The sequence below is a fragment of the Spiroplasma chinense genome (assembly GCF_008086545.1).
Classification (GTDB): domain Bacteria; phylum Bacillota_I; class Bacilli_A; order Mycoplasmatales; family Mycoplasmataceae; genus Spiroplasma_A; species Spiroplasma_A chinense.
On sequence record NZ_CP043026.1, the window covers coordinates 857,787 to 881,588 of the forward strand.

General features: G+C 24.8%; 18 protein-coding genes. 3 read left to right on the forward strand and 15 right to left on the reverse strand.

Going from position 1 to position 23,802, the window contains the following annotated elements; genetic code table 4:
- Positions 1 to 72: 72 nt before the first annotated feature.
- Together SCHIN_RS03890 and SCHIN_RS03895 are read right to left on the reverse strand one after the other, a co-directional pair.
- The gene (locus tag SCHIN_RS03890; protein ID WP_166508331.1) at positions 73 to 1,107 is read right to left on the reverse strand and encodes a hypothetical protein; all 1,035 of its coding nucleotides are present in this window, start codon (positions 1,105 to 1,107) and stop codon (positions 73 to 75) included.
- Between the two features lie 114 nt (positions 1,108 to 1,221).
- Positions 1,222 to 2,007 (reverse strand): pyrroline-5-carboxylate reductase family protein, encoded by a 786-nt coding sequence (locus SCHIN_RS03895; protein WP_166508332.1) that lies wholly within the window; start codon positions 2,005 to 2,007, stop codon positions 1,222 to 1,224.
- Between the two features lie 337 nt (positions 2,008 to 2,344).
- Here SCHIN_RS03895 and SCHIN_RS03900 point away from each other — a divergent pair, with 337 nt between their 5' ends.
- Positions 2,345 to 2,740: a hypothetical protein gene (locus SCHIN_RS03900; protein WP_166508333.1), complete on the forward strand. Its 396-nt coding sequence runs from the start codon at positions 2,345 to 2,347 to the stop codon at positions 2,738 to 2,740.
- 54 nt (positions 2,741 to 2,794) lie between these two features.
- On the opposite strand, the gene SCHIN_RS03905 is transcribed toward SCHIN_RS03900, so the two are convergent.
- The 6 genes from SCHIN_RS03905 to dcm form a co-directional block, all read right to left on the reverse strand.
- On the reverse strand, positions 2,795 to 4,180 hold the full coding sequence (locus SCHIN_RS03905; RefSeq protein WP_166508334.1) for a glycoside hydrolase family 1 protein: 1,386 nt from the start codon (positions 4,178 to 4,180) through the stop codon (positions 2,795 to 2,797).
- Positions 4,170 to 6,659: a PTS glucose transporter subunit IIA gene (locus SCHIN_RS03910; protein WP_166508335.1), complete on the reverse strand. Its 2,490-nt coding sequence runs from the start codon at positions 6,657 to 6,659 to the stop codon at positions 4,170 to 4,172. Before SCHIN_RS03910 ends, SCHIN_RS03905 begins: the two co-directional genes overlap by 11 nt.
- A gap of 89 nt (positions 6,660 to 6,748) precedes the next feature.
- Positions 6,749 to 7,495: a hypothetical protein gene (locus tag SCHIN_RS03915; protein ID WP_166508336.1), complete on the reverse strand. Its 747-nt coding sequence runs from the start codon at positions 7,493 to 7,495 to the stop codon at positions 6,749 to 6,751.
- 35 nt (positions 7,496 to 7,530) lie between these two features.
- Complete coding sequence (locus SCHIN_RS03920; protein WP_166508337.1) at positions 7,531 to 9,426, reverse strand: DUF2075 domain-containing protein; 1,896 nt, start codon at positions 9,424 to 9,426, stop codon at positions 7,531 to 7,533.
- Positions 9,427 to 9,516: 90 nt separating this feature from the next.
- Complete coding sequence (locus tag SCHIN_RS03925; RefSeq protein WP_166508338.1) at positions 9,517 to 10,287, reverse strand: hypothetical protein; 771 nt, start codon at positions 10,285 to 10,287, stop codon at positions 9,517 to 9,519.
- 120 nt (positions 10,288 to 10,407) lie between these two features.
- Entirely contained in the window at positions 10,408 to 11,709 is a 1,302-nt protein-coding gene (gene dcm, locus SCHIN_RS03930) for a DNA (cytosine-5-)-methyltransferase (RefSeq protein WP_166508339.1), read from the reverse strand.
- Between the two features lie 51 nt (positions 11,710 to 11,760).
- Between dcm and SCHIN_RS03935 the strand changes: the two genes are divergently transcribed.
- Positions 11,761 to 13,101, forward strand: a complete 1,341-nt coding sequence (locus SCHIN_RS03935) for a MutH/Sau3AI family endonuclease (protein ID WP_166508340.1) — start codon at positions 11,761 to 11,763, stop codon at positions 13,099 to 13,101.
- A 788-nt stretch (positions 13,102 to 13,889) separates the two neighbouring features.
- Here the strand turns inward: SCHIN_RS03935 and SCHIN_RS03940 are convergent.
- Positions 13,890 to 14,474 (reverse strand): hypothetical protein, encoded by a 585-nt coding sequence (locus SCHIN_RS03940; RefSeq protein WP_166508341.1) that lies wholly within the window; start codon positions 14,472 to 14,474, stop codon positions 13,890 to 13,892.
- A 21-nt stretch (positions 14,475 to 14,495) separates the two neighbouring features.
- Positions 14,496 to 15,143 carry a TIR domain-containing protein gene (locus SCHIN_RS03945; protein ID WP_166508342.1) on the reverse strand — a complete coding sequence of 216 codons (648 nt, stop codon included), beginning with the start codon at positions 15,141 to 15,143 and terminating at the stop codon, positions 14,496 to 14,498.
- A 179-nt stretch (positions 15,144 to 15,322) separates the two neighbouring features.
- On the opposite strand from SCHIN_RS03945, the gene SCHIN_RS03950 reads away from it, so the two are divergent.
- Positions 15,323 to 15,703, forward strand: coding sequence for a hypothetical protein (locus SCHIN_RS03950; RefSeq protein ID WP_166508343.1), 381 nt, complete (start codon positions 15,323 to 15,325; stop codon positions 15,701 to 15,703).
- A gap of 283 nt (positions 15,704 to 15,986) precedes the next feature.
- Here SCHIN_RS03950 and SCHIN_RS03955 read toward each other — a convergent pair whose 3' ends face one another.
- The 5 genes from SCHIN_RS03955 to SCHIN_RS03975 form a co-directional block, all read right to left on the reverse strand.
- Positions 15,987 to 16,721: a ribonuclease H-like domain-containing protein gene (locus SCHIN_RS03955; RefSeq protein ID WP_166508344.1), complete on the reverse strand. Its 735-nt coding sequence runs from the start codon at positions 16,719 to 16,721 to the stop codon at positions 15,987 to 15,989.
- 80 nt (positions 16,722 to 16,801) lie between these two features.
- Complete coding sequence (locus tag SCHIN_RS03960; protein WP_166508345.1) at positions 16,802 to 18,913, reverse strand: hypothetical protein; 2,112 nt, start codon at positions 18,911 to 18,913, stop codon at positions 16,802 to 16,804.
- A gap of 171 nt (positions 18,914 to 19,084) precedes the next feature.
- The gene (locus SCHIN_RS03965; protein WP_166508346.1) at positions 19,085 to 20,473 is read right to left on the reverse strand and encodes a glycoside hydrolase family 1 protein; all 1,389 of its coding nucleotides are present in this window, start codon (positions 20,471 to 20,473) and stop codon (positions 19,085 to 19,087) included.
- Positions 20,466 to 22,964, reverse strand: a complete 2,499-nt coding sequence (locus SCHIN_RS03970) for a PTS glucose transporter subunit IIA (RefSeq protein ID WP_166508347.1) — start codon at positions 22,962 to 22,964, stop codon at positions 20,466 to 20,468. The genes SCHIN_RS03965 and SCHIN_RS03970 overlap by 8 nt, the downstream gene beginning before the upstream one ends.
- 82 nt (positions 22,965 to 23,046) lie before the next feature.
- Positions 23,047 to 23,802, reverse strand: coding sequence for a MurR/RpiR family transcriptional regulator (locus tag SCHIN_RS03975; protein WP_166508348.1), 756 nt, complete (start codon positions 23,800 to 23,802; stop codon positions 23,047 to 23,049).

The window sequence follows — 23,802 nt, forward strand, 5'->3', positions numbered from 1 at the left end:
AACTTTTTCAAAGAAATTTAAATTTCTTTGAAAAAAAACAAAAAAACTGACATAAATGTCAGTTTGATATATTTAAAAATTTTCATCCAGGTATTTTTTTAACTCATATCCTAAACCTTTAGCAAAATCAGAGAATCTTGCATTTAAATAATTAGATTTACTTGTAAAATTCGATTTACTTGGTAGCTTATATTCTTCTTTAGGTAATATAAATTCTCCATCCTCATAACCATAATTTCTTTCAACATATCTTTGTAAAGTTTTTGTTTTAGAAGAAAAGGTTTTATAAAGTTCTTTTGTTAAGTTAATAAATTCTTCATCTAAAAGAATTTCATCTAAATTAAAATAAAGTAATTTAAATTTCTTGTTTTCAAGAATTTCAGAACAATCATTTATTGATAAAAAATCAGTATTATCAATAAATTTATCTTCAAGATAATCAGACAAGTTATCAAACCATACCTTTAGGTTATCTTTTTTTAAGAAGTCTAAATTAAGTATTTTAATAGTTTTTTTATTTGCTGCAAAAGCATATAGTATTGATCTAATTAAAGCTATTTTTGAAATAGAAAATAGCTTTTTATAACTTGTTATTTTTGGTTTATCCACCAAAATATTTGTATTTAAGAGTTTTAAAGCAAAATGATAACAAAGTTCATTTAAACTATCTAAGTCATTTTTATTTCCATTTAAAACTCTTTGAGCTTGTTTTCACTTTTCTTCTAAAGCTAATTTCTTTTCTTCTTTCTTTTCATAGACAATATTTGCATCAAACTCTAAAAGATCTTCTTCATTTACTATTGCAAAAAAAGTAAATGAAATGCCATAGTTTTCTAAATGATAATTAAAACTTTTAGATTCTAAAATTTTATAAGATTCTTCAAGATCAAGCAAAATTGCATTTGCAAGTCTTTTTGTAATAGGATTGTAGAATTCTTTTTCATCAATTGGGATAACTTTTTTAAGATAAGGTGCTACTCTGGGAATAAATGGATAAGTATCACCAGTTCCTGGAATTGCAAAGTACCTTTTAAACAATAAAAGATATTTGCAATTTTTAAAAGAATCTAATTCTTTTGCACTTTTAATACTTATAAGCTCTTTCATTTTCTTCCCCTTAACTTTTATTAAATAAACATGAATTTACCAATCCATTTATATTATACATTTCTTTTAATCACAAAAGACCTCTAATAACTTATTAAAAAAAAGAAAAATGTATTAACATTTTTCTTTTGAAGCATTTAAGCATTTCATAACAGTTTCTAAAAACTTTTCTTTTAAAAGTACATTGTATCCTGCAATCGTTGAACCATTTGGAACGCAAATTTCTTTTATCAACATTTCTGTTTCTTTATCATTATTTTTCCAGTTTTCAACAGTACTTATTATTTGCTCTGCAATTAATTCCTTTAGAAATTTGTGATCATAATTATTTTCTAGACCAAATTGCTCAAAAGCTTTTAGAAATTCAAAAATATAAGCTGGAGAAGTTCCTGTTAAAGTTACAAAAGAAGGATACTTGTCTTCTGTGATCTCAAATACTTTTCCAAATGATTTTAAAATTTCTAAACCACAATTTAATAAAGTTTTATTATCTCCAAAAGTTGTATAACTTGTAAGAGATTTGCCAATTATTGCATTCATGTTTGGTATCATTCTAATAACAGAAAGGTTTAAAGAGTTTTTAAAACTGTTTAATATACTTTCAATACTTAAAGCATTTACCATGCTTATAATTAAACTATTTGAAATGTCTATTTCATCTAAGCTTTCAAATAACTTGGCACAATCAATTGGTCTTACCCCTATTATAAAAATATCAAATTTAATATTTTTAATTTCCGTTAAATCAGTTAAATATCTCACGTTATTTTTTTCTGCTAAAAGTTTTGAATTTTCAAGATTTCTATTTAGTATAAATATTTCATTATCTTTATTTTTATTTGCATATTGTTCAAGAATAGCCGAACCCATATGACCAGTTCCTATAAAAAGTATTTTCAAGTTTATTATCCTCCTTTATATTTTGTTGATAAATAATTTATAAATTCATTATATCAATAATTAAATATTAATTTACATTACAGTAAATTACGAATACATTCAAGATAACAGAGAAATAACTTTATAATTATAGAATTGAAGTTTATATGGTCAAAATAGCTAATAATTTTATAATAAAAACCAAATATTTTTAACAATAAAACACTTTATTACATCACCCTTGGTAAATATGTCTAATTTCAACTATAAAGTGATTTTCAAAATCATTTTTAATTTCTAATAAAAGGCTTTTAATTGAGTTCAATTAACTTATAATTACTTAGAGAGGAGATTTTAAATGAGAATAACAGAAAAATGAATAAAAAAAGATATCATCGATCCGCCCTTTAGCATTGAAGAATGTAGTTTATTTTTAGGTGATGTAGGTGGCGTTAATGATACTGAGAAAATTTTAAATAATATCATTGATATTATAAATATAAAAAAAACAGAGACTGTCGAGCTGTATTGTATTAAAAGCAGTTCTTCTTCTTTTAAGTTTTATATTTTAACAGGAAACTTTAAAGTGGAGTCTCAGGGAAATGGAATGAATATCGGTTACGATGGTGGTGGACCAAAAAGATTTGCGAGATTCTTATCTAATTTATTTGATATAGATAAGGAAAAAATTTTATCTGATTTAAAAGAAAATTTAAGTGATAACTATTCTTTATATTTTAAGTTTTCAGATTAACTTTATTACGTAAAAAATTGATTTAAATAATCAATTTTTTTGTTTTTTTAAATTTTACTTTGTATTCTTAATAAATTCCTTATATCAGAAGAAGGATTTTTTTCTATATCTTTTACATTCTTTTATATCATCATCGGTTCTATCTACATATACAAAACCATATCTTTTTTTGATTCCTTCATGAGTAGATACCAAATCAATAGCACTTCAAGGATTGTAACCCATTAATTCAACACCATCATTAATAGCCAATAGCATTTGCTCAATGTGTTTTTCATAGTAATTGATTCTATAATCATCATTTACTTGACCATCTATTAATTCATCATAACCACCAATACCATTTTCAGTTATTAGCAATGGCAAATTATATCTATCATAAATTTCTCTTAAAGTACTTCTTAGACCAACCGGATCAATTTCTCACCCAAACTCTGTCTTTTGTAGATTAGGGTTTTTAATTTGTTTATAAACACCAACAATAGATCTTAATTTTTGTTGATTTGTTAATTCATTAAAATCATCATCTTCTTGAGAAATTGCAGCAGTAGCTGAAGAATAATAGTTAAAAGCTATAAAATCAGGTTTTGCGTGTTTTAAAGTATTTAGATCGCCTTCTTCAATACTGAACATTGCGTTATTTTTTTCTAGGTATTTAATAACTAAAGGGTTATAAATTCCTTTTACATAGCAATCCAAGTAAAATCAATTTCTAAAGACACTCATATTAAAAGCAGCTATTTGATCTTCTGGGTGATTACTATTTGGATAAATGGCATTAATATTTGGTGCAGGTCCAATCTTTGCATCCTTAATCATTTCATGACAAGCAATCATAGCTTTTGCTGAAGCCATCATCATATGATGATTTACTTGATAAGTATTTTTCAATCTATTTTCTTTATCGCCAAAACTAATTCCTACCACTTCTCCAAAGATTATCATTACATTTTGTTCATTAATAGTTAATCATTTTTTTACTCTATCTCCAAATCGTTCAAAAAGAACTTTAGAATAATTTTCAAAATAAGAAATTATATCTCTGTTTAATCAACCACCCTTTTCTTCTAATGCATTTGGTAAATCAAAATGATACATTGTAATAATTGGTTCTATATTTTTTTCTAATAAGTAGTTTATTAAATTATTATAAAACTCTACACCTTTTTCATTAATTTCTCCGTATCCTTTTGGAAGTATTCTTGACCAAGAAATAGAAAACCTATAAGATTTAAATCCCATTTCAGCCATTAAATCAACATCTTCTTTCCAATTATGGTAATGATCTGATGCTACCTTAAAATCAGTTGTTCCTTCGGGAATGTTTGTTCTAACATCTTGAGTTGAAGGACCTTTTCCATCACTGTTTCAACCTCCTTCAAATTGATAAGCACTTGTAGATCCTCCCCATAGGAAATCTTTTGGAAACTTATTTAACATTTATTTTACCTACTTTCATTTCTTTATAAAATAATTTAAGAACTTTATAATCTATTGTTTTTTCATCATTTATTTCATAATTAATTTCAAAAATATTTAAAGCATTATAATATTTGTCTTTTACAAATGTTGTTAATTGTTTATCTAACTTCATATCTTTATTATCAATAATTTCATAAATTTCTTTTAAAATTTCATCTGTGAAATTTTTATATTTTTTAACTTCCGCTTCTAAATTGACATTTAATTGTTTAATTTGATTTTCTACTAACTCAAAATTATCTCCCTTTACAAAATTGTTATACTTTATTGCAAATTCATTGTATTTTTCAATATCTACACTTTTCAATTTTTCAGCTTTTTTAAACATTAAATCCTTTTTAAAAGTGAATTTATCATTCATTTTTTGTAATTTAATTTCTTTATTTGAAAGAGAAATTAAAACTTCTTCATATTGTTTGTAATTATTTTCTCCTTTTATTTTTAAACCAATTTTTGCTAATTTATCATTTATTTCAATAATTTTTTCATTTTTTTTAGAAATTTGTTTACTTTTTAATAATAAATTTATATAAGTTTTATTTACTTTTTTAAATTCTTTAACTTCAGTTTTTCTATCAACATAAAGAAGAACTGTTATGGCAAAACCACTTGTTAAAGCAATTAACGAAGCAATAAGTCCAACAATTAGATTTTTGCCTACACCCAATCCAATATATGACATTACTCCAGTTCCAGTTCTAGAAATTTGTGCTAAACCAAACATTCCTCCAACTGTTCCTCCGATTAAAGCCCCTAGACTTCCATAAATGAATGGTCAGAACTTTCTAAGGTTAACACCATAGATCAATGGTTCTGTTATACCAAACACAGCTCCAGGCATACCACCTCAAGCAGTTTGTTTAATTTTATTATTTTTTGTTCTAATAGCTACAGCTATGGCAGCTCCCATTTGTCCTACTATTGCAATTTGTAGAGCTGAATACATAACTGATGGTAATTGTTCATTTGTCATTGGCAATGAAATGGCGGTTACAATAGCTACATGAGTTCCTGTGAGAACCAATGCTTGCCATAGCATTGCAAATATACCAAGACCTAAACCATAAGGAATATCACCTAAAAGCATTACAAATTTTGATAATATTTGCTCAATAATTCTAAAGAACGGACCAACTGTAAACATAATTATTAAGAAACTTGAAAATACTACAAATGCTGTTCTAAATACAACATCTATTGATGAAGGCATTCATTTTTTTGTTCAAACATTCATGTAATGAACTAAAAATCCTGCAGCAATCATTGGTAAAACAGAACTTTCATAAGATTTTATTGAGATATCATTTCCAAATAATTGAAATAATACTCAACCAGAACCCATCAAATATCTACTTGTTAGTAATAAAGCTAGCAATATCGCCATAGGCGTTTCACCCTTCAAGTACTTTACAGTACTGTATAGAAATGCAACCCCTATCAATTCGATACCCACTTTAGACCCAACATAAAATAAGACACTAAAAATATCTAATTCACTAACTGGTAATGTTGGTGAAGGATTTTTTAAAACTCCAGCAACCACTAAAATAGCTTGTATTCCACCAATTATTCCTGTTCCAATTAATAAAGGAATAGTTGGAAACAAAATAGATGTTAAAGCTGGTGCAATTTTATTTTTGAATGGTATTTTTTTGTTTTCAATTGTTTTTTGATCATTTTTGTTTTCAATCAAGTTCGAGCATTCTTGTCTAACTTTATGAACTTCCCCACCAATAATAATTTGTAATTCTTCACCAGCTCAATTTATTCCTTTAACTATGGAAATTTGTTTTATTAACTTTTCATCAACCAAATCTTTATTAATTATTTTGAAACGCAATCTCGTCATACAATTAAAAACATTAGTTTGGTTTTTAACACCACCAATTGCTTGAAGTATTTGCGAAGCGATTGTCTCATATTTATTTATTTCTCTGTCAATTTTTACTATTTGATCACTAGTAACTTCTTTTTTTAAGTACTCTAATTCATAAAGCAATTCTCCCTGTTCAACTCTCTTCCCATCCTTTTTAAAGTTAATTTTATATTCTTTGAATTCATTTACTTCAATAACAATTGGAGTTTCTAAAGAAATATTGTCACTTATTTCAGTTTTATCAATTTCTACAATCTTAGTTTTTAGATTAACAGTGTCTCCAAGACTACTAATCAATTTAAAAGGGCGACCTTCTAAATTTACAGTTTCAAGTCCAACATGAACTAATAAATTTATTTCATCTTGTTGGAAGTAATATGCATGCTTAGTATCTGCGATTAATTCTAATTTAGCTTTTTCTAAGGGACTTAACATAACATTGTTATCTGGTACTATAAATACCCCGTCTCCTAGAGCTTTACTTGCAAATGCATTGTCGGTTATTTTTTCAATTTTTTGTACAACTCCGCTAAAGGGAGCAAAAACTTTCAATACTTTCATTTTTTCACCTCAATTATAAGTTAACAATAATTGGAAAAAATAACCATTACTTTAAACAAAAAGTCTAATACTTTCCAAATAAGAAAGTATTAGACTAGCAAGGTGTATAAAGTTAGGATAATATAATCTACCATTACCCTTCTAAATTTATAATCAATATAATTATCTCTATTTCAAATAACAAACTTAAATCCAAAATTTAAAATTTTTGATTCTTGAGACTCGCTAGTGATTACAAAAAGATTTTCTTTCAGATAGGGCTCTGGTAAGAAATTTAATTGTTCAACAAGAAAGGTATTATCTTGACCTCCTAATAGTAAAACTACCGGTATGTGTTTTATATATTTTAAAGCTAATTTATTTGCCGTAATTCTATTTTCAGAAAATAAAACCTCAATGCCAAGATCACTTAAAATATCTCTGAAATATTTAGCACTATCATTTAACTGATATGAGCAAATAATCAAAACCTTATTATTTAACTTAATTTTTTCTGATAAAGTTTCGAGAAAATCCTTATTTTGAGTTACCAAATTATAAAAATCATTAAAAATATTTCCCATAAGTTCATAGGAATCCAATTTTTTAGAATTGTTTAAATAATATTTTGAATACTCAGTTTTGAGCATTCAATTAAACTCTCTAAACCCGCTAAAACCAAGTTTTTTAGCAAATTTTGTCAACACACTCTCTGAAACAAAGCATTCCTTTGCAAGTTCTGTTTGATTTTTAATTAGTCCCTCATTAAGATTTCTAAGTATCACTTCCGCTATATTTTTTGCAGAGGATTTGGAATCTTTTTTTGACATATCTACTAACATTTCTCGTATATTCATTTTTCACTTCTCCAAAATTTTAATATCTTTAAAAATTATTCAAATATTTTACTTTTTATTAAATTACTTAAATTTTTATCAACACAATATATATAGCACCCCTTCATTGCTCTAGTCAACAAGACGTTGTAGGTATTTCTAATTATTTTGTCTTTTTTCATTTCTAATACATCCAGAGGTAAACTGTTATCAGTTTCTGTTTTGATGTTAATTAAAGATTTATCACTTTTCGCCCTCTTTGTTCAATCTGTTTTTATATCAGTTCCATCAGAATAAAGGTCTGGACCTATTATTACTCCAGCATAATCTATCTCTAAACCTTGAACCTGATGAACCGAACCAATTTGATTTATAGATTCATTATTTAACATAAAATACTTATCATTCTCAAGATTTCATTGTTTTTTGAAATTCCCAATTTCGATATCCAATAATTCTTTATCTTTTTTAGATATTCAATTTCAGCAATAACCTGCTAAAACTCTTGCAGAGTTTTGTTTTGACTTTTCTACAATTGCATCATACATTTCTTGCACATCATCAAAAATTTTAAAATCAAATGTATTTCTAAAAGATAAATTACTTTTTTCACCATCATAAAGTAAATAATCTACAAAATTAATATAATCGTCTGCCCCACTTGATCTGAATTGGGAAACTAATGGATCAAAAACAGTGATTCTATCATCTTCAACACCTTCAAGTCTTGCTTGTCTTTGAATTTCTTCAATTGTTCCAATATCTTTTGTTGTAACAATTTGTTTTTCATCAATGAAAAATACAGAAAATTTTGACTCACAAATAATCTCTCTGATTTGATTGTTATATCCTCTGTCCTTAGGTGTATATTGATGTCTATTTATAACTCTATGTGCCTCATCAACTATAGTCATATCATATTGATTCTTAATAAGATATGAAAATTTTGAAGTTCCATAAAATAAATTATCTACTGTAACTTTTGTATATTTTTTATCCTTACTTCCATCTAAAATTAGCTTTTTAAAAGCATTTCTTACCGCTTCACTTTTTGAACAATAAATGGCGTTTCCATCATTTTGAATAGCTTTTGACAATAATTGTAGAGCAATCAAGGTTTTTCCAGTTCCAGGACCACCAGGGATAATCAACACTCTTTTTTTACCATCTTTTTTAGTTTTTCTTGAAAGGGCTAATGCTTTTTCTAACACTTCTTTTTGGTCATCAAGCAACATAAAATCACTTTTTCCATCAATTATAGTTCTCATATAATTTTGAATAGATTTTGAAGGTCTAATTTGACCTTCGTCAATTTTAGATATCAACTCTGCTCTGTCTCCTCTAGGAATAAAATCTTTAATATATTCTCTTAATTTTCCATAATCTGTTTTGAAAAATAGAGGAGAATCATGTAAATACTCTTCATATTGTTTATCAATAATATCAGGATACTTAACTACATCATAATTATGTAAAAATGCACAAGTTTGAACCTCAATATTTTCACTAGAATAAACAACTTCTGAAAAGTCATCTAAAAACTTTCCATAAGCGTAAGCTTGATACGAAGGGTGTGTAACTTCTCTTAAATTTTTTGCAACATAAGTTCTAACTATCATATCTTGCTCTACTACTTTTTCACATTTTTCTCATTGTTTTAATTCAATTATTAAAAGTCTTTCTTTTTCTTGGTTAATTCCTGATAAAACCATATCAATTCTTTTATTACTTCTTGGAAGATTGTATTCTATAGCAACTCCTATTTCATCATCAATTTCTGGTTTGTCTAAAATAGTTCTCATAATTGAAAGTGAATTCTCTCAACTTCTATATTCACTATCACTAGTTGTTCTGTTCATTAAAAATTTAATTTCTTCACGTAAAAAGTCTCCCACAATTCTTTGATCCATGTCATCAATAAATTCTTTTTTTGTTTTCTTATAAATTATCATTTCAATTCCTCTTTTATATAAATATATTCTACTATAAAAAAAATATATAAAACCACTATGGGTTTTATATATTTTAGATTTAAATTGATTTTATTTTTCTTTACTTAATAAATCTATATTTATCACTTGATCATCAGGTCAATTTGCTAGCGCATTAATATAATTAAAAAGTTCTGTTCCTTTTTTTAGATCGATTAGACTGTGTTTTTTTACAAGTTCAAAATCCAAAATATTAGAATTCTTGCCTTTTATAATATCTCCAAAATGTTTCATTCCATCTCTACCAATCTCAAAATTTTCATATTCATCACCATATTTATACATAAATGTTTTTATCATATGTTGTGGTTTATGAGTATAAGATAAAATTTTGAAATTACTTTCTTTAAAAAAGAAGTTATATAGATCGTAACCTTTTAAAATTAAATAGTCCTTCAAAATAGCTATATCTGAAAAAGTTTGAACAAAAAAATTTAAAGCTTGTTTTTCAAGATAATCTGCCATATACAAAAATATTTCGATATTATTAGTTTTTACATAATTCGCTATAAAAATTGCCATCTCTTCTAGTTTTACAAGAAGTTGATCTTGTGTTTTTCAATCATCACAAAACTGATATACCTGTTCATTAAAACTTTCAAATTCACAAGTTTCTTGATTATATTGTAAAGTATTTAAACAAACAGTGTATGGTATATCATTTATTGTTATCTTATTAAAACTACTTTTTGCTCAACTATGTAATTGAAATGCTTCAAAATCAATTACACAAATCTTCTTGTTTTTATATAGTTCTATAACTTTCATTGCTTCTTTTTTATTAAAAGCAAAATAATACTCATCATTTTTAATTAAATGCATTAATATTCCTCATTCTTTTATTATTTATATATTTTAAATAGATAGTTTAATTTATGATTATATAAAATAGTTAAAAAATTTGTTCAAAAATTTTTTTAGTTTCCCTACCATCTCTTAATTTTAATAATTTTTTTTATTATTAAAATCAGCTTTTTTAGTTACTTTAATTGACTTATTGTTTCCAAACAATTCAATTCTAGTTTCAATTTGATTTGCAAGTTTTGTTATTATATCTACGACCAGAGCATTTCCCATACAAAAATATCTCATCTTTTCACTTTCTATTGATGAGGTTCAATTATCAGGAAAACAATTAAGTCTTTCAGCTTCAACTGGCGTTATAAATCTGTATCTATTACGATTACCTTCTTTAAATTTTATAATATGAGTTGATCTATTTAATGATGATTCACTAGTAAGCATAGTTCTTCCTGGATTATATATTTCATCATTCAAACTCATTTTTCCTTCAGAATAAATATAATGTTCACCATTTGGTTTTATTCTTTCTTTTTTCTTAGCACCTTTTAATTCTTTCATTTTTTTAAGTTGACTTGCATTTAAAACATATTTTTTATCAATATCAGCATCATTCAACAATATATCATTTAAAACCTTATAAGAACTAATTAAATTCTTATTAACTTCAACTTCATATTGATAAAGATAACCGTTAATTAAAAACCCCTTAGTAAAAAACTTACCTAGATTATAATTAGAAGTAACATGTAATTCATTTTGAAATGTATCAACAAATTCTAAAAATAAATTAGGTTTTTTAATATTTTTTTCAATCACTGGGAAATCTCTTTCAAATATCGAATTCACATTAATAACATCTAAACTTATTTCTTTTCTTTCAATATTTTCATTAATAGATAATTCTCGTAATTTTGCAAAAATGAACACTCTCTTTCTTCTCTGAGGCATACCATAGTCTGCCGCATTTATAACCTGTCATTCAACATCATAACCCAAATTATGCATATTCATAAGCATAATGGCAAAATCTCTTCCTCTTTGGTTTGAAGGAGATTTTAATAATCTATCAACATTTTCCAGTAATACCATTTTTGGTTTTTTATGTTCTAAAATTCAGCTAATTTCTCATCATAAAACCCCTTTTTTTCCTTCGATACCTTTTGCATTAGTTGCTGCAACAGAATAATCTTGACATGGAAAACCTCCTACAAGAAGGTCACAATCTTCGGGGATATCATATTTAACTTTAGAAATATCTTCATTATAAGCGTTTTCTGAACCAAAATTATTCACATAGCAATCAAAGGCGTGTTGTATTTTTTTTCCAGGTTCTCATTGATTTGTAAATACAAAATCAAATAAATCTTTATTATATTGTTCTAAACCAAGTCTAAAACCACCTACTCCAGCAAATAATTCAATAACTTTAATTGATTTCATATACAAATTCTCCTTTTAAACATATATTATAATAACATAGTGGTGAAAAAAATGATAGATCAAGAATATAAAAATAAAATCAAATTAATATACGAAAAAGCAAAATCAGCTATTGGTAAAAAAATGGTTGATATTGTTGGTGATGAAGAAAAATTCATTACAGAAAATAAGAAAAATAAAGGTTCAATAGGTTTGTTGATAGAAAAATATTTATTTGATATTCCAGCAAATACTTCAAAAGAAGCTGATTTTTTAAATTATTATGGCGTTGATATAGAATTAAAGGTTATTCCATTAAAATACATTGACAATAAACGAAAATTAACCCCAAAAGAGAGAATGTCAATGAGCATGATAAATTTTGATAATATAAAAAACGAAACTTTTGAAATGAGTAGTTTTTACAAGAAAAACAAATACATGTTAATAATGACATATATCCATGATTTTGAAGAGGAACGAATGAATTATGTAATCAATAGTGCTCAACTATATAATATGAATGAAGATATGTTTTTTCAAAACATAAAAAAAGATTGAGAAAAAATAAAAGAAGCGTCTCAAAAAAACATAACTCATTTAATAACAGAAAAAGATTACCAATGGTTAAGTCCTGCAAGAAAAGGAAATTCCAATGACAAGTCATATATAGATTTAGAGACAGGTTTAGAAACAAAAAGACGAGTTTTTAGTTTTAAACAACAAATGCTAAAGAGAATTTTGGAAACTAATTCTAATGATAACTTTCAAAATTTTTTAGATAGTTTGGATAAACAACATTTTACCCAAAAATTAATTGATGATCAAGACATCTTTGACTATTTAGATGGAATTAAAGGTACAAAATTATTGCAATTGAGCGCCGCTAAGAATTGACACGAATTAGCTTTCAAAAATTTTGTAAGGTCGAATAACAAAAACATGTTTGATTCAATTTATAAACACCCATATCTTAAGATTTCCCACAAAATTTCAGACAAAGACAAAATACAAGAAGAAATAAATACAAATATAAACCTTAATCCATTAGATATTATTAATGAAGTTTTTGATAAGAGTGTCTTATATAACGAGGTTCTTATCAAAAAATATATAATTTTAATCATAGATAAGAATACACATATTTTTAGAGATTATATTACGTTTTATTTTAATGAAGATAATATGAAAAAAGCAGAATTAGCTTTTAATATAGTTAAACAAAATATTTTTAGGATGATAGAAAATAAGGAAGTTGTAAAGAAACTTAGTTTTAACCTTAAAAAAAGTGATAATTTGGCAATACATGTAAGGCCTCATGCAAAAAATAATGAAATCACTTATAAGGTAAAAGGAAAAGAATTGGATATAGTTATTTCACAATGGTGAATAAATAAGGACATTATTTATTAATAAAAAAACTTAAAAAACCATAAATTAGTTTAACAATTGATTCTTTTTTATAATGTATTTAAATTTTTTATTTTTTTTAGAAAGTTCAAGTAATTTAAAATTCTTATTAAATATAATAATTTTTAAAAAATATCATATTTACAGTAAGTTTATTTATATACATTCTCTGAAGTATTTAGATTTATATTTAGATTGTGATTAGGTAAAACTATAAATATTTTACATCTTAGGAATACATTAAATATGGATAATATACACATTTTTTTTCATCGGTTCAAAAAATTTAATTCTTGAAACATTAAAAACCCTATAGAAATAATCTTGTTCAAATTTGTAAATTTAAATTGTCATATAAATTCATTTATAGATAATTTATATATAGTCTGCTTTAAATTACGTTATTTACATTTCCCCTCCATGTTTAAGATTTGGCATGAAGACGTGTCTTTTCCAACTATTTTATTTTTTTATTACTTTCTAGTGAATCATTATCTTTCTTTAAATTCACTTTTCTAATTATCTAATTATCTCAAAGAGAATCGCATTTTTAATAAGTTTAGTCATAACATAACCTTCCTTGCAATCAAACAATAATTTTTTTGGTTTTTTCTTGATTATACCTGTACACTCCAACTATAGTTCTTGAAAAAAACAATTAATTTAATTATTTATTTTATTTTTTTCGGTATATAAAAAACAACCTTTCTTTTTTGAGGTATGTCCTCTTAAGGTTGTTTATCAAATTAATTGCAAATATTTAATAAATTAAAATTATTTATTTATAAAAATTAACCATTCAATTCCTTAATAACATAATTTTCTATAAATTTAATTATGTCTTTTGAGATAATTTCTTCTATTCTTCAATATTGTTGGGGTGTTATATTTTTCTTTTTTGTTTTATCAAACATTTTAGTCATGAATTCAAATTTTGATTTTCCACTTCAATTATCACCATCTGATTCAAACGCTTTATCATTATACAAAAATTTAATAAATTTTCTAGAGAAGAAGTTCTTATTATTAATAATTTTATCATTTGCATCTCTTATAAAAAACTTTGGTATTACTCCTTTCTTCAAAGAACTTTTTCATCTTACTATTAGTTCATATTTATTTAATATATCATTTCATTCTGAATTACCAAATTTATTTATACAAACACTGCCTATAGGTTCTAACTTATTACCATTTAGATTATTTTTAATTTCATTAAGGTACTTTATATTCTCTTGTGTGCAGATACAATTTGAATTCATTCCATAATCAACACCACTATTTACAAATTCTCATTCCAATAAAGCTTTATTAAAATCTTTTTTTTCTTCAGATAATTCCAATACTCTTTCCTTTAAAATACTAAATTTACTCATTTTTTTACCTCTATTACTTTCTTATACTTTTCTACCCATTAGTTTGTCGCTTACATCATAATCATTTTGTTTTCTCCTTTTAAAGGCCGAATCTACCAAACTAACAATTCTATCGGCAGCTATAGAATCTCCTCTTTTAAATAACTCTTCTCATTGAACAAAATTTATTGCAACATTATCTCTTATTAAATTTTTAACAAGTCTTGTTGGCGCATTTTTGTGCCTCTCTCTTTGAATATCATATTGTTTTTCCACAGGAGACCAAGTCCTAAATTCTCCATTTTCCAAATAAATATTCTCAATTTCACCAGAATGACTCAAATCACAGTCTTCATGCTTAACCTCCGGCAAATTTATAACTAAGATTCCCATTTTCTTATTTTTTTCACCGTCATACATAGCTGCGTGTAGTTCCCAATCTATAAATTTGCTATCATACATTTTTTTACCATTCAGTAAAATTAAAACAGTTGCTTCTCTAATATATTCATCTCTTATGGTTCTTCTAATTTGTTCATCTGTTAATCCTTTATCTGGTATATCACCCTCAAAAACTGATCAATCTTCAAAAATTCTTATTCTATCATTTAATTCTGTCAACGCTTCCCTATATCTTTTGTTTTCAGTATATTTAAAACTAATATATACTTTATGTATTTTATTTTCCATTCATATCACCAAAATAATTATATAATACTTTTAAAGGAAGGGTATCATATATGGACTTTTTAAATAAAAATTTTAATGCGTTTACAATTATATTTATGATTCTTGTTTTTTTTATTGTATTAATATATTTTTTTCGAAAGCTATTTATTTTAAGCAAAAGAAATAAGCACTTAAAGGGTTTGGATATAAAAGAAGAGCAAAAAGAAATTGATAAAAAAACAATGAAAATGGTAGATTCTGATTTAAAAGAAGTTTTAGAAATGTGGTTTAATGTTGATTTAAAAATCATAAAAATTAACAAAGTTTCAGAATCACCCGATAAAAGATTGGCTTGATTTTGTTTTATAGAGATGATGACTCGAGTAGTTTCTAATGTTTTTGACGAAAACGGAAAATGTAAAGATGTATTAAATTCTACATATCTTCTCTTTAAAAACGTCAGAAACTATACATTAGAAAATGTGAATGCGAATAATTCTGCAAAAATATCATTAATATATTTGAATAAGATTTTAAGACCATTTCTGGCTAAATGAGATAATTTAATAAATGGAAAATAAGAGAATTAAAAGATAACCTCAATTTTCCAACACAAGAAACATATGAAATACTAGAAAAAGAGTTCAGAAAAGAGTTTGAAGAAGATTTTAAAGAGGTTATAAAATTAACTAAAGAATATAAAATTTTAGAAAAATATTGTCACTTTGTAGGAATTAAAATAAAATTAAATAATTTTAAAAATGGTAATTAAAATTAATTAGTGAATTAACATTTTACTTATTTAATAAAAATACATCAATTACTTATAATTAAAAAAATAATTAAAAAATATTAATTTAACCTTTAAATATTATTATCAATAAATTGCACTAAGATTTTTTTGAAATTTTGGTTAATTTTTTTGTGCATTGAAACAATAAAATTCGCAGCATTTCTTAGTTCCATCTCATTATATTTAATAATATTTTCTAAATGTTTAGACGTATTATGCAAAATATCATTCATAGCCATAATTCTTACATCTTTTCCGTCGATATTCATTTTTCGCCTACCAAATGTCAAAATATCTCTATTTTTTAATAATTGGGTTTTTTCTAATTTTGCATCATCCAAAACTTCATATAAATCTTTACACCAAACATTTTTTTTATTATTTAAATTTTTTAAAAAATTCTTTTCCATTCTTCCCCCAAGATAAATATAAGCGCATTTTTCATCAAAATTGATATCTTCAAAAAAATCATTTTTCAGTTTTTCTTCATTTTCCATCACATTACTTTTAGTAATATTTTTATAAAATGAAAAGCTCTTATAAACTCCAAGTTTTAAAACACCATCAGATAATACTATATTTTGTTTGCCTATCAAGAAAGGAATTCTAAAATCATCACTAGATTGAACCTTTTTACTATCCTCTCATCAAAACGCTTCTATATCAAGTAATATTATTTTTTCATAACTTGATATTTTTGAGAAAAAATTGCAAATTTTTTTATAATTTCAATAAATATTTTGAAATTCAAAGTAGATTTTAGATGCTTTTTTATATTTTTTATTATTATTATTATTATTATTCATACATACCTCGTACATTTAAAATTTTCCTAAATTAAAACACAGTTTTTTATTATTATTTAAGGACAAATTTTCATAAAATACTATTTAAAGTCTTTTTCTTCATAATATTCTAATATTTTATCTAAAAATTCTCTTTTTTCTTTATAAATCCTATTTTTCTCTTGTTCAAAGTTAATAATATCATTTCTCAATTTACTCACTAAGAACTGTGTCAACTTTTCTCTCTTCTCATAATTTTGATCATTATAACTTCTTTCTAGAGCAGAATCAATTACTTTTTTATAATTCTCCATTGAGTAACACGCAAATAAAACTCTAAAGTTTTGATTATCTATAATACATAAATTAATTAAAAAATTAAAAGAATCATTATCAAATTTATAAATTTTATTAATAATTTTGATAAGCGAGTCCTTTTTATTTAACAATACAATTTCATCAAAAGCTAAATTAAAATTAAAAGTTTTTAATAATGATTGCAATTTTCCTTCATCGGAAGAAGAATAAGCAATATCCCTAAATCTACTATATATATAGTTCATAATTCATAATTCTTGCAGATTACTAGGACCCTCATTTTCTATAACCCTATTTAAAATACTAATAACATATTCTTTATTTAAAGAGAATATAAATTTTGTAATATTAAAAGTAATTTTTTCTAAATGATGTACTTTAATTTGAATTTCCACATAGGTCATAAATTTTTTTTCTGATCCAAAATAAAGTTTGTCACTATATTTGTTTAATAATATCGCTATATCATCAGATACTTTTAATACTTCATTACAATTTAATGAGGACTCAATATATTCTTGATTTTCTTTTAACACCTCAAACAAAACCTTGTAATCATTTGCAAAATCTTCTATTTTATCCAATTTCAAATAAACATTTTTCAAATCTTTATGTCATGAAGGATTAATGTAAAATTCAAAATTTTGAAGTTTTGTTATTGAGTTTCTTAGTGGTTCATCTTTAAAATTAGAATAAAATGACTGTTTATAAAGTAAAGTATCTGAAAAAATAACAAATTTATCAATAATTTGATAAAAATTATTATCTTTTTTTTCAGAAATTTTACTTTTGAATTTCTTTGCATTTTCATCCATTGGCACATTTTCTTTCCCATCCATATATAATCAATTTATAGACAATAATGATGGGTGATTTAATATCAAAAAGTATAATTCATTATCATAAACTTGTAAAAAATTTATGTCGAAAAGATCATTTGAAACAAATTCAAACTTCCCGTCATACTCATCAAAAAAACTATTCAATTTTTCTAAAATTAATATAATATCTCTAAAATTAGCAAAATAATTTATAAGAAGATTAAAATTACTTATAGTAACATTTCAATTTAATGTTCTTTCACAATGCAAAATTTCTCATAGTTTTTTTTGATTATTATTGTATTTACTATCATTAATTATTTTTCTTAAAATTTCGTTTTTTTCTTTTTTATTATATTTTAAATAATAAAAACAATCAAAATATTTACCAAACTCAATTTCATTTTTATCTCTTCTATCAAATTGCTCAATATCCATAAGTGTTATACTTTTTTTATTACTAATTAATTTTAACTTATCGAAATATAAAATAAAATCAGTCAAAAATTTGTATTGTTCTTCGGTTTTTATTCTATTTAAGTCTTCAATAACAAAATATAAATCACTTTTTGAAAAAGCCTTTTTTAATTTTATTTTTTCTAAAGAATAATTTGTAATTGGCTTTAAATTCCATAGGGAAAAAACTAATATATAAAAAATAATAAAAAAAATAATTAAAAATGAAATAGCAAAACCTAAAGTAAAGTTTAGTTTAAAACCTACATAATTATTTTTGCTAACAAGAATACCTAAGGCAACCGAAAATAATACGGGGGCAAGAATTGAAAGAAAAGTATTTAAAAAAGCCCTTAACTTTATCAAAAAAGGCCCCCCTCCATATGTGGCAATTACACACCTTCAACTTAACCATTTATTTCTTTTGAGATTAACTAATATAGTTTCAATAATAGAATCCTTGTCATTCACAGCATTTAATTCAACTTTTAAAAAATCTTTATTTTTTTTAAAAAATTCATCTTTTAGATAGGTCTTTCCTGCACCATAATTTCCAGATAAGCAAATTCTTTCATAGTTGTTCGTTTTATTCTCAAAATCTTCCATTTTTATATTCATACTAATTATTTCCTTTTTTAATCTTATATATGTAGGTAAAATTAAAGTATTATTAATTTAACTCACTTTTATTTTATACTTTTATTTTCTATTATTACTTTTTTCTTCATTTATATGTGACTATTTATTGCATAGATTTAAAAAACACATTTAAAAATGTGTTTTTTAAATCTATGCAATGTCACTTCCATTTGAATCAATAACTTTTTTGTATCAATCAAATGAATCTTTTTTGTATCTTTTACATTCCTTAACATCATCATCAGTTCTATCAACATAAATAAAACCATATCTTTTTTTAATTCCTTCGTGTGTAGAAACTAAATCAAATGCACTTCAAGGACAATAACCAAAAAGTTCTACTCCTTCTTCAATAGCTTCAAACATGTATTTAAAATGATTTTGATAGTACTCTATTCTATATTGATCATGTATTTTTCCTTCATCAGTTAACTTATCATAAGCACCAATTCCATTTTCTGTTAAAAGAACTGGTAAATGATATCTTTCATTTAGTTCAATCAAAGTATTTTTAAAACCATAAGGATCTACTTCTCAACCAAATTGTGTTTTTGAAAGATTTGGATTATCTGTTTGAATATAGAAGTTTTCCATTTTAGCACCCGATTGTTGGTTAGAAGAATTATTTTCTTTTTTCTCATACATTTTAACTGTAGCTGTTGTGTAATAATTAAATCCTATAAAGTCGGGTTTACCTTCTTTAAGTATTTCCATATCTCCAGGTAATATATCAAACATTGCATTATTTTTTTCTAAAATATTTAAAGCAACTTTATTATAAATACCATATACTGGAAGATCTAGAAAGAATCAATTTCTAAATGCACTAAAATTAATAGCAGCATAATAATCTTCTGGTGAATTTGAATTAGGATAAATTGTTGTAATATTTGGAGCAGGACCAATTTTTGCTTTTGTCATTTTATGACAAAGAATAGTTGCTTTCGCAGAAGCTAAAAACATATTGTGATTTGCTTGGTACAACTCTTTTAGAGAAATTTGTTCTGCTTTTTCTTTACCCAAAATCGCTTCTGGTACTAATGACATCATATTTTGTTCATTAATAGTTAATCAATATTCAACTCTATCACCAAAGTTTTCTAATAAAACTTTGGCATAATTTTCAAAAGCGTCAATACATTTTCTATTTGTTCAGCCACCTATTTTTTCAAGTTCTTCAGGTAAATCAAAATGGTACATGGTGATAATTGGAGTTATATTGTATTTTAATAACTCATCAATTAAATTTGAGTAAAACTCAATACCTTTTTCGTTAACTTCACCTACACCATTTGGAATAATTCTAGTTCAAGCAATTGAAAATCTATATGCTTTTAAACCAAGTTCAGCCATTAATGCTACATCTTCTTTTCAATGATTATAGTGATCTGAAGATACTTTAAAATCAGTAACTCCTTCTGGAAAACTTTTTTTAATATCTTGCACACTTTTTCCTTTTCCATCAGTGTCTCAAGCACCTTCAAATTGATAAGCACTAGTAGAAGCTCCTCAAAGAAAATCTTTTTTTATCTTATGCATTTAACTCTCTCCTTTTTGTTAATTCTTTTTTATATAACTTGTTATCAAATTTAAATTCTTTTTTATCAATATTTCCAAAGAATATTTCAAGTGAATTTAAATCATTATAGAAGTCATTTTTGTATTCAGAAATCTGATTAAATTTCAATGTATTTGTTAATTGATCTACTTTATTTTCAAGTTCTAATAAACAATTGTTTCTTATCTCTTCTAAAATAACTTTTTGTTTATCTAACCCATCAACTATTTCTTGTTTTCTTGTAATTAAAGGTTGCTTTTTGTCATTTAAATTAAAATTATTATATTGTTCAGCTAAAACTTTATATTCTTCTTTATTTTTATTTCTTAAAGCTTTTTTATATAAAGAATCTTTAATTTTTTCTTCTTTTTCATTTAGTTTTTCAATTTTAATACTTATTTTTTGGAACTTAACAAATTCTTTTTCATATTCAATAAATTTATTTTGATTTGTTTTTAATAATTCCAAATCTTTTGCAAACATAGTTTTTAATTCATCATTTGATTTTTTAATATTGTTTTTTGAAAGTTTTGAATATTTTCAAGCAATTTTTTTGATAGTTTTTTTAACTCCATTGTATTCGGTAACTCTATCAACATCAAAGAAGTATGTTAATGAGAATGAAATCCCAAAAGTTACTGCAAGTCCAATAACAGCTCAAAGAATAAAGATTGGTTTCGGTCCAATACTTAATAATGTAACTATCCCCATTGTAAAGTAACCTTTAACATCTACAAAAGCTCCAGTGTTTGCAGCTACAAGTACTCCAGCAGCTGATGCAATACATCCAAATATAAATGGTTTTAATCTCGGTAAAGTAATACCATAAATTATAGGTTCAGTTATACCAAAGATTCCAGCTGGCAATGAAGCATATGCAACTTGTTTTAATCTTGAGTCTTTTGTTTTTGCAGCAACACCAAGTGAAGCTGCAACTTGACCTCAAGGAGCAAATAAAACTCCTAAGTAAATTACACTATATCCTAAAGTAATTGCAGCTGGTTGCATAGCAACAACTACAGCTACATGAGATCCAGTTAATACAAGAATTTGTCATAAGAAAGCAAATATAGCTACTCCAATACCTACTGGTAATTTTTCAAATGCCAAGAATGTTCTTGCCATAACCTCTTCTAATAATCCAAAAATTGGACCCACAGCAAATAATGTTATAAGTATTGTAAATAAGTAACATAATGTGTGTCTAAATACAACATCAATACTTGATGGCATTCATGTTTTAACTCATTTATCAAGATAGAAGTAAATAAATCCAGCTATGATAAACGGTAACATAGAATCTACATAGTTTTTTGCAGAAATACTTGTATTTCCCACTTTAAATAATTCTCATCCATTTACTCCATCAAATACAAACAATGGTGTAATTAATGTAAATCCTATAAATATAGCCATTACAGTATTTCCTTTTAGATATCTTACAGTAGTATAAATAAATATAATTCCAATTAAGTTTAAACCTACTTTTGAAAGAATATACAATACACCACTCATAACATCTAATTCTAAAACATTACCACTTTCTGGTAGTCCTTTTACAGCACCAGTTAATAGTAAAATATTATATAAAGCACCAATTAAACCTATAGTCATTAAAACTGGAATAGTTGGCATCATTATCCCTGTTATTGTAGGCATAATTTTTTTATATCATTTTTGTTTATTTTCAACTTTAATTGATCTGTCAACGTTGTCATAAACCATTTGGAACTCTTCTTTAAGCTTAACAACTGTTCCTCCAATGATTATTTGTAACTCGTTTCCATTTCAATTAATTCCTTTTACAATGTCAATTTTTTTGATTTTTTCAATTTCAACTTTTTTTGGATCTTTTACAACTATTCTAAGTCTTGTCATACAGTTATAGAAATCGTTTATATTTTCTTTTGATCCAACACTTTTAAAAATAGTTTTAGAAGCTCTTAAAAATTGATTTTCTTGTTTAATTAATTCAATCATTTCATTATTTGTTTCAACAGCTTTATCAAATGTAATTTCAGCTATTAAATCACCATGTTTAACTTCTCCTTTTTTTAATAATTCAAAGTTAAAGTTTTCAAATTGATTAACTTCAAAAACTACTGCTGTATCTGTTTTTATATTCTTTTTCTCAATAGTTAATAAATCTGCACTAACCAAAATTTGTTCTTTACCTACAGATTCTTGTAATTTAGTTTTAACTTCAAAAGGTTCTCCTTTTAAAGTTACTGTATCTAATCCAATATGCATTAGACCTACACAATTAGTTTTTTCATCTTTCAATGCTATTGCGTGTTTTGTGTCAAAAATCATTTCTACATTTGCTTTTTCAAAAAAGCTGTAAAAATCATTTGATTTTGGTTTAACTAAAAAACCATCACCTAGCATTTTATTAGAAAAAACTTCATCACTCATGTTTTCGATAGCATCAACAAAACCATCGACTGGTGAATATATCTTTATTTTTTCCATATTAATCCTCCTATAGGTTTAAGGATAGATTAAATATAAAAAATTGCTATATTGCCTTTAAATACAATAAAAACTTTCTAATTTAGAAAGTTTTTATTTTATATGTAACACTTACAAATAAATATTCAAGAAAGATTCTTCTTATTTTAAAACTAGAATAAATAGAGTATGATTTTAAAATTAGTTTATCTGCAAAATCACTGATTTTATGTTCTTGACTTCTACTACTAATTATAAATCCATTCTTTTTAAGAACTTCCTTGTTTAGAGAGTTATAGTTTTCTACTAGAAAACTATTATCTTGACCAGACATTGCAACCAAGACTACAAATTCTTCTAAATTCTTAGAAAAAATTATATGAAATAAACTCTTGTTTTTTACGTAATAAACTTCCATTCCCAGTTCTATTAAACATTCATAAAAGAATTCACAACAATCCTCAAGTTGATAACTAGGTAAAATTATAACTTTTTTCTTTTCATTTATGGCTTTTGCTAAATTTGTTAAAAATTGTGTTTCAACATTAATATAATTATTAAATATTTTTATTTGTTCAAATAACATATTAGTTTCAACAGATTCTGAACTTGGTTGAATGTAATATTTTTTATATTCATTTTTAAGAGAATAATAAAACTCTTTTCATCCACTATATCCCAGTTGTTTTGCAAATTTTGTTATTACACTCTCACTGACAAAGCATTCTTTTGACAACTCTGTTTGAGTTTTAAAAATACCATGATCATAATCCTTCAAAATTACTGACGCTATAATTTTTGAAGTTGTTTCACTGTTTTGTGAGGCAAGATTACTTAAAACTTCTCTTATACTTTTCAT